Genomic DNA, 15,552 nt, shown 5'->3' with positions numbered 1-15,552 from the left:
CCCGTCCCCGACGACCGGAGCACCCCGATGCCCGATCCCACCACCGACACCACCGCCACCACCACCCGCTCGGCCTGGCCGGTCTGGCTGTGCTGGGCCGCCGTGGCCCTCGACGGCTTCGACCTCGTCGTGCTCGGCGCGGTGATCCCGGTCCTGGCCGCCTCCGGCGACCTCGGCTTCACCGCGGCCTCGCTGACCGTCGCCTCCACCCTGGGCCTGGTCGGCGTGGGGATCGGCGCCGTCGCGATCGGCCCGGTCGCCGACCGGTACGGCCGTCGGCTCCCGCTGATCGGGTGCATCGCGCTCTTCTCGGTGCTGACCCTGGCGATCCCGCTGGCCGGCAGCACGACCTCGTTCACGGCGCTGCGGTTCGCCGCCGGCCTCGGCCTGGGCGCCTGCCTGCCGACCGCGCTGGCCTACATGAGCGAGCACGCGAAGCCCGGACGCGGCGGCACGGCGGTGACCCGGATGATGACCGGCTACCACGTCGGCGCGGTGATGACGGCACTGCTGGGCCTGTGGCTGATCGACGCCGCCGGCTGGGAGTCGATGTTCGTGGTCGGTGGCGTGGCCGGGCTGCTCGTGCTGCCGGTGATGTGGGCCAGGCTGCCCGAGTCGCAGGGCTACCTCGACGAGTTGGCCCGCCGCGGCGCGGCCCCCGCGGGCACCCTGTCCCCGGCGCGCGTCCGCAGCTCCGACGTCGTGCGGGGCCGCTTCTTGCGGGTGAGCCTGGGCCTGTGGGTCGCCTCCTTCATGGGCCTGCTGCTGGTCTACGGCCTCAACACCTGGCTGCCCACGATCATGGGCGAGGCCGGCTACTCGATCAGCCAGGGCACCGGGCTGCTGCTGGTGCTCAACGTCGGCGCGGTGCTCGGCCTGCTGCTGGCCGGCCGGATCAGCGACTCCCGCGGCAACAAGCCGACCGTGCTGGTCTGGTTCGGCCTGGCGGCGGTCTTCCTGGCCGGGCTGTCGGTCCGTCTGGAGAGCACCCCGCTGGTCTACGTCGCGGTGACCCTGGCCGGGATCTTCGTCTTCAGCGCGCAGGTGCTCGTCTACGCCTTCGTCGGCCACCTCTACCCGGCCCCGATCCGCGGGACCGCGCTCGGGATGTCGGCCGGGGTCGGCCGGGTCGGCGCGATCGTCGGGCCCTCGCTCGGCGGTCTGCTGGTCACCGCCGGCATCGCCTACCCGTGGGGCTTCTACGCCTTCGCGGTCGCCGCCCTGCTCGCCCTGGCCGCGCTGGCCACCGTGCCGGCGCACCTCAAGGAGGAGTCGGTGCCGGACGGGGTGCCGAGCCGGGCCTGAGCCCTGCCCGGTCAGCCGGCTCAGCCGGTGGCCGACCAGGTCGGGTCGGGCTCGATCCGCTGGACCACCTCGACCACGACGTCGTCCGGCGCCAGCACCTGGAACCGGCGCTGGCCCCACGGCTCGTCGCGCAGGTCCATCACGACCTCCACCCCGAGCCCGGCCAGCCGGTCCCGCTCCACCGTGGCGTCGGCGACGACCAGCGCGATCATCGTGCCCGTCGTCTCCTGGCCGCGCAGGCGACCGCCGGCCGCCTCGTGGTCGGCGTCGAGGACGTCGAGGTAGACCCCCTCGAACGACGGGTGCTGGTGGCTGGCGAACCAGTCCAGGACCACCAGCGGCTGGAAGCCCAGCGCGTCGACGTAGAACGCCGAGGCCGCGCGGACGTCGCGGGACAGGATGACGAACCCGAGGTTCTGCAGCTGCACGTGTCCTCCTCCTCGTCGGCCGTCGCTCGACCGCGGCCGCCAGGCTAGGCAGGACCGGGGCCTCGCCGCCACCGGGTTTGCCGGGCGATGATGGCGGGATGGAGGCACGGGGCGGGGACGGGCGTACGCCTGCCGCGCCCGGCCCCAGCGTCACCTCCCGCGCCCTGTCGCTGGTCGGCGCCTTCGACGACGGGCACCGGCGGCTCGGCCTCAGCGAGCTGGCGGAGCGCGCCGGGCTGCCGCTGCCGACGGCCCACCGCCTGGTCGGCGAGCTGGTGGCCTGGGGCGCGCTGGCCCGGGAGGAGGACGGCCGCTACGTCGTCGGCCGGCGGCTGTGGGACGTCGGCCTGCTCGCGCCGGTCAACACCGACCTGGTCGAGGCGGCCTCGCCGTTCCTGCACGACCTGTACGCCGCCACCCGCGCCACGGTGCACCTCGCGGTGCGCGACGGCGACCAGGTCCTCTACCTCGACCGGCTGGGCGGTCACGCGTCGGTGCCGGTGGTCAGCACGGTCGGCTCGCGGCTGCCGATGCACGCGACCGGCGTCGGCAAGGTGCTGCTCGCGCACGCCCCCGCCGACGTCCGGCTGCGGGTGCTGGCCGGGCTGACCCGGGTCACCGCCTACACCGTGACGCAGCCCGGGACGCTGGACCGCCAGCTGGAGCGGGTCCGCGCCGAGGACCACGCGACGACCAGCGAGGAGATGAGCCTGGGCGCGTGCTCGCTGGCCGTGCCGGTGCGCCGCGGGGGCGCGGACGGCGAGGTGGTCGCCGCGCTCGGGCTGGTGGTGCCGTCGCTGCGCGGCCAGCGCGCCCGGCTGGTGCCGCCGCTCCAGGTGGCCGCCCGCGGCATCGGCCGCGCGGTCGGGTCGGCGTACCCGGCTCCCCGCCCGCCGGGGACGGCGGGTTGACTGACGGGGTGACCCTCTCGTTCCCGCACGGACCCGCGTGGCCGAACAGCTACGCGCTGGCGCCGCTGACCAACAAGCAGTCCCACCCGGACGGCACCCTGGCCGAGGACGAGCACCGGTGGCTGCGGGCCCGCGCGGAGGGCGGCTTCGGGCTGGTCATGACGTGCGCGGCGTACGTCTCCGACGCAGGGAAGGCCTGGCACGGTCAGCTCGGCATCGCCGCCGACGAGCACCTGGGCGGCCTGACCCGGCTCGCGACGTCGCTGCGCGAGGCCGGCGCGGTCTCCTCGGTCCAGCTCCACCACGGCGGCCGCCGCGCCAGCAGCGAGGTCTCCGGCGTGCCGACGAAGGCACCGTGGGACGACGAGGCGACCGGCGCCACGGCGTTGAGCACCGCCGAGGTCCACGAGGCCGTCGCCGACTTCGTGGCCGGCGCGGTCCGCGCCGAGGAGGCCGGCTTCGACGGCGTCGAGCTCCACGGCGCGCACGGCTACCTGATCGGGCAGTTCCTCGACGCGCGCTCCAACCACCGCGAGGACGGGTACGGCGGCTCGCTCGAGGACCGCTCCCGCTTCCTGCGCGAGGTGCTCGACGGCGTCCGCGCCGCGACCGGACCGGACTTCCAGGTCGGCCTGCGTCTGACGCCGGAGCGGATGGGCATCGAGCTCGGCGAGTTCCGCGAGGTCGCCGGGTCCGTGCTGGCCGGCGGCCTGCTGGACTACCTCGACGTGTCGATGTGGGACGTGCGCAAGGCCCCGCACGACACGGAGCGCTGGGACGGCCTGCTGATCGACCACGTCGTCGACCTCCCCCGCCACGGCGCCCGGCTCGGCCTGGCCGGCGAGGTCAAGTCGGCCGCCGACGCCGCCTGGTGCCTCTCCCGCGGCGCCGACTTCGTGCTGGTCGGGACCGGCGCGATCCTGCACCACGACTTCGCCCGCCGCGCGGTCGCCGACGCCGGCTTCCGCGCCGTCCCCCAGCCGGTCACCCGCCAGCACCTCGCGGCGGAGTCCGTGGGGCCGGTCTTCGTGGACTACCTGGCCGAGAACTGGGACGACTTCGTCGCCTGAGCAGCGGGCGGGCGGCGGGCCTCAGCGCGCGACGAGCCGCAGGTCGGCCTCGACGGCGGCGGCGGTCGCGCGCAGCGGGCCCAGCGTCTGACGCAGCGTCGCGGCCGTCGACGTGGAGGAGACGTTGAGCGCGGCCACGACCGCGCCCGCCGCGTCGCGCAGCGGCACGGCGAGCGAGCGGAGGCCGACCTCGAGCTCGCCGTCCACCAGCGCCCACCCCTGGGCGGCGACCCGGTCGACCTCGGCCAGCACGTCGTCGACCCCGGTCAGCGTCCGCACGGTGGGCGCGGCCAGCGGGCCCTCCCCCAGCAGCGCGCGCCGGTCCGGCTCGGCGAGCCCACCCAGCAGGACGCGCCCCATCGAGGTCGCGTGGGCCGGGAAGCGGGTGCCGACGGTGATGCCGACCGACATGATCCGGCGCGTGGCGACCCGGGCGACGTAGACGATGTCGGTCCCGTCGAGCACCGCCGCCGACGTGGACTCGCCGACCTCCGCCGAGAGCCGCTCGAGGTGGGGCTGGGCGACGCCGGGCAGGTCGAGGCCCGAGAGGTACGCCGTCCCGAGCCGGAGCACCTGCGGTGTCAGCGAGAAGCGCCGGCCGTCGCTGCGGACGTACCCCAGCTCGACCAGCGTGAGCAGGAACCGTCGCGCGGTCGCGCGCCCCAGGCCGGTGCGGGCGGCCACCTCGCTGAGGGTGAGCGCGGGGTGGTCGGCGTCGAAGGCGGTGATCACCTCCAGCCCGCGGGCCAGCGAGCGGACGAACTCCTCGGGCACCGCCGGCCCCTCAGCCGCCGGCCGGGGACGTCGCGTCGACCAGGGGCACGTCGAGCAGCTCGCGCAGGTCGGCGACCCCCGTGCCGTACGTCGCGAGCACGCGGACCCCGCCGTCGGCGTGCGCGGCCGGGCCGACCTCGAAGGTCGCCAGGTCGGTGTAGACGCGGTCGACGCAGGCCAGCCCGGTCAGCGGGTAGGAGCACTGCGGCACGAGCTTGGGCGTGCCGTCGCGGGCCAGCAGCGTCATCATCACGAACACCCGCCTCGCGCCGATGGCGAGGTCCATCGCGCCACCGACGGCGGGGATCGCGTCGGCCTCGCCGGTGTGCCAGTTGGCGAGGTCGCCGCCGGCCGAGACCTGGAAGGCCCCCAGCACGCAGACGTCGAGGTGCCCGCCGCGCATCATGGCGAAGGAGTCGGCGTGGTGGAAGTAGGCCGCCCCGGGCAGCTCGGTGACCGGGATCTTGCCGGCGTTGGTGAGGTCGGGGTCGACGTCGTCGCCGTGCGCGGCCGGACCCATGTTGAGCATCCCGTTCTCGGTGTGGAGGACCACCCCGGAACCAGGCGTCAGGTGGTCCGCGACGAGGGTCGGCTGCCCGATCCCGAGGTTGACGTAGGAGCCCGCCGGGATGTCGGCGGCGATCGCCGCGGCGATCTCGTCCTTGCTGCGGCTCATGCCACCACCACCCGGTCGACGTAGATGCTCGGTGTGACCACGGCCTCCGGATCGAGGTCGCCGACCGGGACGACCCGGTCGACCTGGACCACGACGGTCTCCGCCGCGGTCGCCATCACCGGCCCGAAGTTGCGGGCGGTCTTGCGGTAGACGACGTTGCCGAGCTCGTCGGCGACGTGGGCCTTGACCAGGGCGACGTCGCCACGGATCGGGTGCTCCAGGACGTGCAGGCGCCCGTCGATCTCGCGGGTCTCCTTGCCCTCCCCGAGCAGGGTGCCCGCCCCGGTCGGGCAGAAGAACGCCCCGATCCCGGCGCCGGCGGCGCGCATCCGCTCCGCCAGGGTGCCCTGGGGGACGACCTCGAGCTCGAGCCGGCCCTCGCGGTAGAGCCCGTCGAAGACCCACGAGTCCTTCTGCCGGGGGAACGAGCAGACGACCTTGCGCACCCGTCCGGCCGCCAGCAGCGCGGCCAGGCCGGTGTCGCCGTTGCCGGCGTTGTTGGAGACCACGGTCAGGTCGCGCGCGCCCTGGCGGATCAGGGCGTCGATCAGCTCGACCGGCATCCCGGCCATCCCGAACCCGCCCACCAGCACCGTCGCGCCGTCGGCGACGTCGGCGAGCGCGTCGTCGTACGCCGTCGCCCCCGCGTACGTCGTCGCGCTCACGCGGACCGCCGCGCGGTGTCGACGTTCTCCAGCACGACCGCGAGGGCCTGGCCGACGCCGATGCAGATCGCCGCCACGCCCCACCGCTGCCCGTCGGCGACGAGCCGGTGGGCCAGGGTGCCGAGGACGCGCGCGCCGGAGGCGCCGAGCGGGTGCCCGATCGCGATCGCACCGCCGCGGGCGTTGACCAGCTCCGCGTCGCCGAGGCCGTCGCCCAGCCAGGCGTCGACGCAGGCCAGGGACTGCACCGCGAAGGCCTCGTTCAGCTCGACCGCACCGACGTCGGACCAGGAGATCCCGGCCCGGCGCAGCGCGGTGTTCGCGGCCTCGACCGGGGCGTAGCCGAACTCCTGCGGGTCCAGGGCGTGCGCGCCCCGCCCGGCCACGCGGGCGAGCGGGTCCCGCCCGATCCTCGCCGCAGCGGCGCCGGAGCCGAGCAGGAGCGCCGCGGCGCCGTCGTTGAGCGGGCTGGCGTTACCGGGGGTGATGGTGCCGTCGGGGCGGAAGGCCGGCTTCAGGCCGCCGAGCTTCTCGGCGGTGGAGCCGGGCCGGATGCCCTCGTCGCGGGCCAGGTCGACGCCGGCGACGGGCACCACGAGGTCGTCGTAGAAGCCGGCCTCCCAGGCCTCGTGGGCCAGGTTGTGCGACCGCGCGGCGAACTCGTCCTGGCGCTGCCGCGAGATCCCGAAGCGCTCCTGCAGCTGCTCGTTGCACTCCCCCAGCGAGATCGTCCACTCCTGCGGCATCCGGTCGTTGACCAGGCGCCAGCCCAGGGTGGTCGACACGGCCGTGACGTTGCCGGCCGGGAAGGCGCGCGAGGGCTTGGGCAGCACCCAGGGGGCCCGGGTCATCGACTCGACCCCGCCGGCGACGGCGATGTCGACGTCCCCGGTCTCGATCGTCCGCGAGGCCGACATCGCCGCGTCGAGCGAGGAGCCGCACAGCCGGTTGACCGTGCTCGCCGGAACCGAGGTCGGCAGCCCTGCGAGCAGCACCGCCATCCGGCCGACGTTGCGGTTGTCCTCGCCGGCGCCGTTGGCGCAGCCCCAGACGACGTCGCCGACCGCGGCCGGGTCGAGGGCCGGCGCCGTCGCCAGCACGCCCGACAGGGCGGTCGCGGCCAGGTCGTCGGGGCGGGTCTCGGCCAGGGCGCCGCCGAAGCGGCCGAAGGGGGTGCGGGCGGCGCCGTAGACGTACGACGCGGTCTCGACGAGCTCGGTCACGATCATCTCCTGTTCGCACAGCGAACGAGTGTTCGCTCTGAGCACACCCTAGCGCCGCCAGGTGACGACCACCACGCCCGACGGAATACCTCGGCCCGCGGGACCGCTATACCCTCCATGAGCACCTACCAGACCGTGAACCCGGCCACCGGCGAGACCGTGAAGGAGTACGACACCCTGGACGCCGCGGGTGTCGAGCAGGCCCTCGAGAGCGCCCACCAGGGCTACCTCTCCTGGCGCACGACGCCGATCGAGGAGCGTTCGCGGATCCTGTCCCGCGTCGCCGAGATCTACACCGAGCGCGCCGACGAGCTCGCCCGCTCGATCTCGCTCGAGATGGGCAAGCCGGTCCGCGAGGCCAAGGGCGAGGTGCAGCTCTCCGCCGCGATCTACGCCTACTACGCCGAGCACGGCCCGTCGTTCCTGGCCGAGGAGACCCTCGACGTCCCCGGCGCCGACTCCTCGGTGGTGCAGCGCCGCCCGATCGGCGCGCTGCTCGGCGTCATGCCGTGGAACTTCCCGTACTACCAGGTGGCCCGCTTCGCCGGACCGAACCTGATGGTCGGCAACACCGTGCTGCTCAAGCACGCCCCGAGCTGCCCCGCCTCGGCGCTGCTGATGGAGGAGATCTTCCGCGACGCCGGCCTGCCCGAGGACGCCTACCTCAACATCTTCGCCACCAACGAGCAGATCGCCGACATGATCGCCGACCCGCGCGTCCAGGGCGTCTCGCTCACCGGCAGCGAGCGCGCCGGCACCGCGGTCGCCGAGACCGCCGGGCGCAACCTGAAGAAGGTCGTGCTCGAGCTGGGCGGTTCCGACGTGTTCATCGTGCTCGACTCCGCCGACATGGGCGCGACCGTCAAGGCCGCTGCCCGCGCCCGGCTGGGCAACGGTGGCCAGGCCTGCAACGCCGCCAAGCGCCTGATCGTCACCGAGGAGTACTACGACGACTTCGTCGAGCAGCTCACCGCCGCGTTCGCGGCCACCAAGACCGGCGACCCGCTGGATGAGACCACCAAGCTCGGCCCGATGTCCTCGCAGGCCGCGGCCGACACCCTGGTCGAGCAGGTCGAGGACGCCGTGTCCAAGGGCGCGACCGTGCTCACCGGTGGCGGCAAGGTCGACGGCCCCGGGGCGTACGTCCAGCCGACGCTGCTGGCCGACGTCACCCCGGAGATGCGCGCCTTCGCCGAGGAGCTCTTCGGTCCCGTCGGCGTGGTCTACAAGGTCAAGGACGCCGCCGAGGCGCTCGCCCTGGCCAACGACTCGGCCTACGGGCTGTCCGGCTCGGTCTGGTCGGCGGACGCCGAGCGTGCCCGCGAGGTGGCCGAGGGCCTCGACGTCGGCATGGCCTTCGTCAACGAGCACGGCACCACGATGCCGGGCCTGCCGTTCGGCGGCGTGAAGCGCTCCGGCGTCGGCCGCGAGCTGGGCCCCTGGGGCATGGACGAGTTCGTGAACAAGAAGCTGGTCCGCGTCTCCGCGAAGTAGTCACCCGCACCACCCCGTACGCCCCCGGTCGCTCCTGCGGCCGGGGGCGTCGGCGTCCCGGCTCGACCCGGAATGGTTGACAGATCAACTATCGTGGTCCCATGACTGAGAGCACCGTGGACCTGGACGTCGTCGCCGCCGCGCGCGAGCGGATCCGCTCGACCCACCTGCGACCGGTCGGCGAGCGCCCGGCCTCGACCGCGCGGGGGCTGCACCACACCGCGCTGGTCAGCAGCGACGTCGAGCAGACCGTCCGGTTCTACCAGGACGTGCTCGGCTTCCCGCTGACCGAGCTGATCGAGAACCGCGACTACCCGGGGTCCTCGCACTTCTTCTTCGACATCGGCAACTCCAACCTGCTCGCGTTCTTCGACTTCCCCGGTCTCGACGTCGGGCCGTACGCCGAGGTGCTCGGGGGCCTGCACCACGTCGCGATCTCGGTCGACCCCGAGCGCTGGGAGGCGCTGCGCCAGCGGCTGACCGATGCCGGTGTCGAGCACGAGCTCCACAGCGGGGTCTCGATCTACTTCCGCGACCCCGACGGCGCCCGCCTCGAGCTGATCGCCGACCCGCTCGGCGAGATGTACGGCGAGCACGTGCTCTGAGGCCGCCCGCGGGGCGCCGCGAGCGTCATCTCGAGGCGCCGCGAGCGTCATCTCGAGGCGCCGCAACCGTCATCTCGACGCGCCGCGAGCGTCATCTCGGCTAGGCGCGGGGGCGGCCCGTCAGGGCGGGCAGCGCGGCGACGGGGGCGGCCAGCAGCACCAGCACGCCGCAGATCACCTCGTTGACCGGTCCGCGCAGGTCGCTGGTGTCGGCCAGCACCCCACCGAGGACCAGGCCGACGCCGGCGACCAGGCAGATCGCGGCGGCCACGACCGAGGAGCGCTTCAGCAGCAGGTACATCCCCGGGAGGACCAGCACCAGGCCGGCGCTCAGCGCCCGGAAGGTGCCGTCCCGCCCGCTCGGGTCGGACTCGACGTAGAACGTGCCCTGGGTGAACAGCAGCCACACCCCGAGCAGCACCAGCAGGGCCGCGGCCGGCCGGCGCAGGGTCGGCCGCACCCCCTCACGGGCCCGGATCCGGGCGAGCTCCTGCTCCTCCTCGGCGACGTCGGTGCGCATCTCCTCGTCGTCGACCCGGGCGGTCGCGCCCGGCGAGACGGTCTTCTCGCCGTTCGGCGACAGCGAGCCGCCCTCGATGTCGTAGAACAGGTTCCCCCGCAGCGCCGCGAACGCGCCGGCGGCCAGGACCACCGCGCCGACCGCGATCAGCCAGACCAGGGTGACCGCCACGCCGACGCCGGCCAGGACGCCTCCCAGGACCAGCAGCACCAGTCCGCCCCACGACCAACGGGGGTTCACGACGTGGCTGGGCCCGACGTAGGTGACGTCGTCGCCGGCGTCCGGGTCCTCCCACCGCTCGGCCTGCTTGCGGGACTTCCCGCGGTCACCGGGGTTCGTGCGCGCGCTCATGCTGCTGGTCCTCCTGGCTCAGGTCGGCCCGTCCGGGCCGGAGAAGATCGGGTGCGGCCCCGCCCCCGGCGGGGAGCGGGGCCACCATCCCCTCGCCCACTTCCTGCTGGTGAGGGCTCACCCGGGTCCAGTGGACAACGAGGGTGCACCGACGACTGTGCCTCGGGCCCGGTGGCCGCTGCTCACCCTTCCAGCCACCTCGCCCCACGGAGGGCCGACGTGCCAGGCTGCGGTGCGTGGGCATCACCGACTTCTCGCTGGAGTGGTTCTCGTTGGCCGGCCGCACGGCCGTCGTGACCGGCGGCAACAGCGGCCTGGGCCAGGCGTTCAGCCTCGCGCTGGCCACGGCCGGCGCCGACGTGTGCGTTCCGACCCTGCTCGACGACGGCGGCGAGACCCGCGCCCTGGTCGAAGCCAGGGGCCGGCGCTACACCGAGCTGACCACCGACCTCACCCGAGACGGCGCGGCCGACGAGGTCGTCGCGGCCTGCGCCGGCGACCTCGGTGGACCGGACGTGCTGGTCAACTGCGCCGGCCTCAACAGGATCGCCCCGTGGGAGGAGTTCGGGCGCGCGCAGTGGGACCCGATGATCGACGTGAACCTCACCGCGCCCTTCGCGATGACCCGGGCCGCCGCGCCCGGGATGGTCGCCCGGGGACGCGGCAAGATCATCAACGTGGCGTCCGTCTTCTCCTTCCTCGGCGGACGCGGGTCCCCGGCGTACGCCGCCACCAAGCACGGCCTCGTCGGCCTCACCCGGACCTACGCCGACGAGCTCGGCGGTCACGGGGTGCAGGTCAACGCGATCGCTCCCGGCTACGTGGTCACCGCCCTGACGGCCGCCACCCGCGCCGACCCCGTCGCCGAGCGGGCCGTGCGCGAGCGCACGCCCGCCGGGCGCTGGGGCGAGACCGAGGACCTCATGGGCACCGTGGTCTTCCTGGCCTCACGCGCCTCCGACCACGTCAACGGTCACGTGCTGACCGTCGACGGCGGCTACCTCGTCCGCTGACGCCACCCCGTAGCCGCACCCGCACCCGCACCCGCACCCACGCCCCGCCCTCGACCGCAGGAGCCACCCGTGACCCTCTCCCCCGACGCGCTCGTCGCCCGCCTCGTCGACCTGGTCGGCGCCGACCGCGTCGTGACCGACCCCGACCTCCTGCGCGAGGTGAGCCAGGACCGGTGGAAGAAGTACCAGTCGGTGCACGGCATCTTCGACGGCCCGCAGCCGGTCGCCCTGGTGCGGGCGCGCTCGACCGCCGACGTCTCGGCGGTGCTCGCCCTGGCCCACGACGAGCGGGTGCCGGTCGTGCCCCGCACCGGCGGCACCGGCACGGAGGGCGGGCTCGAGGTCGTCGTCGAGGGCACCGTCGTGCTCGACGGCTCCGACCTGAACGAGATCGTGGCCATCGACGCGGTCGACATGACCGCCACCGCGCAGGGCGGCGTCCGTCTGGCCGCGCTCGAGGACGCCCTGCGCGCGCAGGGACTGACCACCGGGCACTCCCCTCAGTCGCAGCCGCTGGCCCGGATGGGCGGGCTGGTCGCGACCCGGTCGATCGGCCAGCTCTCCACGCTCTACGGCGGGATCGAGGACATGCTGCTCGGCGTCGAGGCCGTGCTGGCGGGCGGTGAGGTGGTCCGGGTCCGCCCGGTCCCGCGCCGGGCCGCCGGCCCGGACGTGCGCCACGTCGTGCTCGGCAACGAGGGTGCCCTGGCCTACGTCACCGAGGTCACCGTCCAGGTCTTCCGGCTGCCCGAGCACCGCGTCTTCGCCGGTTACCTGCTCGACGACCTGCCCGGCGGGGTCGAGGTGCTCCGCGAGGTGGTCACGGCCGGCTACCGGCCCTCGGTGGCCCGGGTCTACGACGCCGGCGACGCCGCGCAGCACTTCGCCCACCTCCCCGGCTGGGCCGACGGCCCGGGTGACGGCGCAGGCGGGCCGGGGTCGGCGGTCCTGGTCGCGGTGGCCGAGGGCCCGCACAGCATCGCCGAGGCCACCGCGGCCGCCGTGGTCGCCGCCGCCGAGGCCGTCGGGGCGCGACCGGTCGACCCCGCGCTGGTGGAGGACTGGTTCACGCACCTGAACTGGGGCCCCGAGAAGCTCGAGGCCGAGAAGCAGGCCATGCTCACCGACCGCCACCTCGGCTACACCACCGAGGTCTCGGCGGCCTGGTCCCAGGTGGCCGCGCTGCACGAGGCCGTCCTGCGCCGGGTGCGGGAGGAGTTCCCCCGGGCAGCAGACCTGACCATGCTCGGCGCCCACTCCTCGCACAGCTACCAGACCGGCACCAACCTGTACTTCGTCTACGACTACGACATCGACTGCGAGCCGCGGGAGGAGATCGAGCTCTACCACCGCCCGTTGAACACGATCGTGGTCGAGGAGGCACTGCGCGTGGGCGGGTCGATGGTCCACCACCACGGCATCGGCAAGTACCGCACGCCCTGGGTCGAGGAGGAGCACGGTTCGTCGTGGCGACTGCTGACCGGGCTGAAGGAGGCCTTCGACCCGCACGGCGTGATGAACCCCGGCACGATCTACCCGCTGCCGTGAACCGGCCGGCCGCCGGCCCGCTGCTGGTCGGCGTCGACCTGGGCTCGCAGAGCGCGAAGGTCGTCGTCCACACCGCCGACGGGCGGGTCGTGGCCGTCGGACGGCGGGCGCTGCGTACCTCCCTGACACCCCGGCCCGGGGTGGTCGAGCACCCCGACGACGACCTGGTCGACACCCTGGCCGCGGCCTGTCGGGACGCGGTGGCCGCGCTCTCGGCGGCGGGCGGGTCGACCGGCGACCTCGTGGGGCTCGGGCTCTGCGGGATCCGGTCCACCCGCGCCCTGCTGCGCGCCGACGGCACGCTCGCGGCCCCGGTGATCAGCTGGATGGACGAGCGGGCCTCCCGTCCCCACGACCCCGCCGCGGCACCCCCCGACACGGCGCTGGTGACGGCCTCGTCGGGCCACCTCACCCGGTGGCTGACCGGCCGCGCGGCGGACTCGGTGTCCGCCTACCCGGTGCAGTGGCCGCTGGACCTGGAGCGGTGGGACTGGTCGGCCGACGACGCGGTGGTGGCGGCGTCCGGCCTGCGCCGCGACCAGCTGGTCGACCTCGTCCTCCCGGGGGCGGTGCTCGGTGCGGTGACTGAGCAGGCCGCCCGCGCCTCCGGCCTGCCGGCGGGGCTGCCGGTGGTCGCGACCGCGAACGACAAGGCCGTCGAGGCGCTCGGCTGCGGGTTGACCGGGCCCGACCAGGCCCTGGTCTCGCTGGGCACCTACGTCGCCCCGATGCTGCTCGGCGACGCCCCGCTGGGGCCCCGTGAGGAGGAGGCGGCCGGTGCCTGGACGAACCTGGCCAGCGTCCCGGGGCGCTACCTGCTCGAGGGCGGCGGCGTGCGGCGCGGGATGTGGACGGTGTCCTGGCTGCGTGACCTGGTGGGCCCCGGTCTGCTCCCGGGCGGTGCTCCCGAGGAGCTCGAGGACGCGCTGAACCGGGCCGCGGCGGAGGTGCCGGTCGGCGCGGACGGGCTGCTGGCCGTGCTCGACTGGCTGGCCCCGGCCCACGAGCCGTGGCGTCGCGGGGCGTTCGTCGGCCTCGACGGGCGGCACGGTGCTGCCCACCTGTACCGCGCGGTGCTCGAGGGCCTGGCGCTGACCGTCGGCGGCCACCTGCGCACCCTGTGCGACGGGCTCGACCGCGACGTCCGGCTGGTGCTGCTCTCCGGCGGCGGCGCGCGCTCGCCGCTGATGCGCCAGGTCGTCGCCGACGTCACCGGTCTGCCGGTCCGCGCGGCGGTCGACGACGGCTCCCCCGCCGCGCTCGGCGCGGCGGTCTGCGCGGCGGTCGGCACCGGCGTCCACCCCGGTTTCGACGAGGCCGTCGCCGCGATGGTCACCCCCGGGGAGACCGTGCGGCCGGACCCGGTCGCCGTGCGGGAGTACGCCGCGATCGCGCGCACCCACGCCGCCCTCCGCGCCGCCCTCGCCCCCGTCCTCCGCCGAGATGACCCTTCCGGACAGCCGAGATGACGCTCGCGGCGCCTCGAGATGACGGTTGCGGCGCGTCAGGCGCCGAAGCCGCCGTCGGCTGCGACCACGGAGCCGTGCAGGACGGCGCCGGCCGGGCTCGCGCAGAAGGCGATCGTGGCGGCCATCTCCGCCGGCTCGATCACCCGGCCGAGCAGCTGGTGGGAGACCAGGTCCTCGGTGGTGGTGCCGTAGATCGCGGCGGTCTGCTCGAGCATCGCGGTGCGCGTCGAGCCGGGTGAGACCGCCACCGCGGTGACGCCCGTGCCGACGAGGTCGGCCGCGAGGCCCTTCACCAGGCCGACCACGGCGTGCTTGACCGCGGTGTAGCCGGCCAGCCGGTACAGCCCGTGGCTGCCGGCCGCCGACGCGACCGCCACGAACCGGCACCCGGCCGGGTCGGGGCCGGCGAGCATCGCGGGGACGGCGGCCGCGGCGGTGTGCCAGACGCCCTTGACGTCGACGTCCCAGAGCAGGTCGAGCTCGGCCGGGTCGGTCTCCCAGAGCGGGCGGCCGCCGACCATCACGGCGGCGGCGGCGACGGCGACGTCGAGCCGGCCCCACCGCTCGACCGCCACCCCCACCGCCTCGTGCAGCGCGCCGGCCTCGCGCACGTCGGCGACGACGGGGAGCACCTCGGGCCACGGGGCGGCCACCGCGTCGAGGTCCGCGCGGGTCGGCAGGTCGTACGGCGCCCCGCCCGGGCCGGCGCAGGAGTCGAGGGCGAGCACGGCGTACCCGTCGGCGGCCAGCCGCGCCACCGTCGCGGCCCCGATGCCGCGGGCGGCGCCGGTGACCAGGGCGACGCGGGCGGTCACGCCACCACCGCCAACCGCGCGAGCGCGCCGTCGACCATCGCGGCCAGCAGCCGCTCGCCCTCGGCCGCGCTCGCCCCGGTCGGGTCGCCGAGGACCCCGTTGGGCGACACGGCCGCGACGCCGCCGGCGCGCAGGGCCGGGAGCAGGTCGCGCACGGGCGTCGTGCAGCCGGGCTCCGCGAGCGCGGGGCGGACGGCGTCGGGGTGCAGGTGCAGCATCAGCGAGGTCTCGGTACGACCCGCGTGCGCGTCCGCGCCGGCGACCGCGCACGGGACCCAGTCGACGCGGTGACCCTCGTACGTCATCTGCTCGACCGCCCCGCGGACGGCCTCGAGGTTGCCGCCGTGGCCGTTGACCAGCACGACCCGGTCGCACCACGTGCGCGCCGAGCGGACCAGCTCGACCAGCACCGTCCGCAGCACGTCGGTGCCGACCGAGAGGGTGCCCGGGAAGGACTGGTGCTCCCCGCTGGAGCCGTACGCCACCGGCGGCGCCACCCAGCAGCCTCCGGCGACGTCCGAGGCGAGCCGTGCCGCGAGCGTGTCGGCGACCGCCGTCGCCACCAGGGTGTCGGTGCCCAGCGGCAGGTGCGGGCCGTGCTGCTCGGTCGAGCCCACCGGCACGAGCACCACGCCCGTGCCGGCCACCTCGGCCGACGTCACCTGCACGTGCTGCATCCCGGTCC

16 protein-coding genes are annotated in these 15,552 nt (G+C 75.1%); 8 read left to right on the top strand and 8 right to left on the bottom strand.

Annotated elements, in window-relative coordinates:
* The first annotated feature begins 27 nt into the window (after positions 1 to 27).
* The gene (locus tag GV155_RS02875; RefSeq protein WP_160005064.1) at positions 28 to 1,305 is read left to right on the top strand and encodes an MFS transporter; all 1,278 of its coding nucleotides are present in this window, start codon (positions 28 to 30) and stop codon (positions 1,303 to 1,305) included.
* A gap of 20 nt (positions 1,306 to 1,325) precedes the next feature.
* Here GV155_RS02875 and GV155_RS02870 read toward each other — a convergent pair whose 3' ends face one another.
* Positions 1,326 to 1,733: a VOC family protein gene (locus GV155_RS02870; protein ID WP_160005062.1), complete on the bottom strand. Its 408-nt coding sequence runs from the start codon at positions 1,731 to 1,733 to the stop codon at positions 1,326 to 1,328.
* 98 nt (positions 1,734 to 1,831) lie between these two features.
* Between GV155_RS02870 and GV155_RS02865 the strand changes: the two genes are divergently transcribed.
* A complete protein-coding gene (locus GV155_RS02865; RefSeq protein WP_160005060.1) occupies positions 1,832 to 2,644 on the top strand; it encodes an IclR family transcriptional regulator in 813 nt (270 codons plus the stop codon).
* Between the two features lie 8 nt (positions 2,645 to 2,652).
* Positions 2,653 to 3,714 (top strand): NADH:flavin oxidoreductase, encoded by a 1,062-nt coding sequence (locus GV155_RS02860; protein WP_236553903.1) that lies wholly within the window; start codon positions 2,653 to 2,655, stop codon positions 3,712 to 3,714.
* A 21-nt stretch (positions 3,715 to 3,735) separates the two neighbouring features.
* On the opposite strand, the gene GV155_RS02855 is transcribed toward GV155_RS02860, so the two are convergent.
* From GV155_RS02855 to GV155_RS02840, 4 genes are read right to left on the bottom strand one after another with little or no spacing between them, the layout of a single operon-like run.
* Positions 3,736 to 4,488 (bottom strand): IclR family transcriptional regulator domain-containing protein, encoded by a 753-nt coding sequence (locus GV155_RS02855; protein ID WP_160005056.1) that lies wholly within the window; start codon positions 4,486 to 4,488, stop codon positions 3,736 to 3,738.
* 10 nt (positions 4,489 to 4,498) lie between these two features.
* Entirely contained in the window at positions 4,499 to 5,164 is a 666-nt protein-coding gene (locus tag GV155_RS02850; protein WP_160005054.1) for a 3-oxoacid CoA-transferase subunit B, read from the bottom strand.
* Complete coding sequence (locus GV155_RS02845) at positions 5,161 to 5,829, bottom strand: 3-oxoacid CoA-transferase subunit A (RefSeq protein ID WP_160005052.1); 669 nt, start codon at positions 5,827 to 5,829, stop codon at positions 5,161 to 5,163. The genes GV155_RS02850 and GV155_RS02845 overlap by 4 nt, the downstream gene beginning before the upstream one ends.
* A complete protein-coding gene (locus GV155_RS02840) occupies positions 5,826 to 7,052 on the bottom strand; it encodes a thiolase family protein (RefSeq protein WP_236553901.1) in 1,227 nt (408 codons plus the stop codon). Before GV155_RS02840 ends, GV155_RS02845 begins: the two co-directional genes overlap by 4 nt.
* Before the next feature lie 117 nt (positions 7,053 to 7,169).
* On the opposite strand from GV155_RS02840, the gene GV155_RS02835 reads away from it, so the two are divergent.
* Both GV155_RS02835 and GV155_RS02830 read left to right on the top strand, forming a co-directional pair.
* Complete coding sequence (locus GV155_RS02835; protein WP_160005048.1) at positions 7,170 to 8,546, top strand: NAD-dependent succinate-semialdehyde dehydrogenase; 1,377 nt, start codon at positions 7,170 to 7,172, stop codon at positions 8,544 to 8,546.
* 101 nt (positions 8,547 to 8,647) lie between these two features.
* Positions 8,648 to 9,151 carry a VOC family protein gene (locus GV155_RS02830; RefSeq protein WP_160005046.1) on the top strand — a complete coding sequence of 168 codons (504 nt, stop codon included), beginning with the start codon at positions 8,648 to 8,650 and terminating at the stop codon, positions 9,149 to 9,151.
* Between the two features lie 100 nt (positions 9,152 to 9,251).
* On the opposite strand, the gene GV155_RS02825 is transcribed toward GV155_RS02830, so the two are convergent.
* The gene (locus tag GV155_RS02825; protein WP_160005044.1) at positions 9,252 to 10,022 is read right to left on the bottom strand and encodes a hypothetical protein; all 771 of its coding nucleotides are present in this window, start codon (positions 10,020 to 10,022) and stop codon (positions 9,252 to 9,254) included.
* 236 nt (positions 10,023 to 10,258) lie between these two features.
* On the opposite strand from GV155_RS02825, the gene GV155_RS02820 reads away from it, so the two are divergent.
* The 3 genes from GV155_RS02820 to GV155_RS02810 all read left to right on the top strand — a co-directional run bounded on the left by GV155_RS02820 (position 10,259) and on the right by GV155_RS02810 (position 14,052).
* Positions 10,259 to 11,035 (top strand): SDR family oxidoreductase, encoded by a 777-nt coding sequence (locus GV155_RS02820; RefSeq protein ID WP_160005042.1) that lies wholly within the window; start codon positions 10,259 to 10,261, stop codon positions 11,033 to 11,035.
* 69 nt (positions 11,036 to 11,104) lie between these two features.
* Entirely contained in the window at positions 11,105 to 12,583 is a 1,479-nt protein-coding gene (locus tag GV155_RS02815) for an FAD-binding oxidoreductase (protein ID WP_160005040.1), read from the top strand.
* Positions 12,580 to 14,052, top strand: a complete 1,473-nt coding sequence (locus GV155_RS02810; RefSeq protein ID WP_201300035.1) for an FGGY-family carbohydrate kinase — start codon at positions 12,580 to 12,582, stop codon at positions 14,050 to 14,052. Before GV155_RS02815 ends, GV155_RS02810 begins: the two co-directional genes overlap by 4 nt.
* A gap of 35 nt (positions 14,053 to 14,087) precedes the next feature.
* Here the strand turns inward: GV155_RS02810 and GV155_RS02805 are convergent, their stop codons facing one another.
* Both GV155_RS02805 and mftE read right to left on the bottom strand, forming a co-directional pair.
* Positions 14,088 to 14,867 (bottom strand): mycofactocin-coupled SDR family oxidoreductase, encoded by a 780-nt coding sequence (locus tag GV155_RS02805; protein WP_160005038.1) that lies wholly within the window; start codon positions 14,865 to 14,867, stop codon positions 14,088 to 14,090.
* Positions 14,864 to 15,544 (bottom strand): mycofactocin biosynthesis peptidyl-dipeptidase MftE, encoded by a 681-nt coding sequence (gene mftE, locus GV155_RS02800; RefSeq protein ID WP_160005036.1) that lies wholly within the window; start codon positions 15,542 to 15,544, stop codon positions 14,864 to 14,866. Before mftE ends, GV155_RS02805 begins: the two co-directional genes overlap by 4 nt.
* Between the last annotated feature and the right edge of the window lie 8 nt (positions 15,545 to 15,552).

The sequence above is a fragment of the Nocardioides sp. AX2bis genome (assembly GCF_902506435.1).
In the GTDB taxonomy this organism is placed as follows: domain Bacteria; phylum Actinomycetota; class Actinomycetes; order Propionibacteriales; family Nocardioidaceae; genus Nocardioides.
The sequence above is the reverse complement of the archived record's forward strand: the minus strand, read 5'-3'. Positions and strand labels throughout refer to the sequence as shown.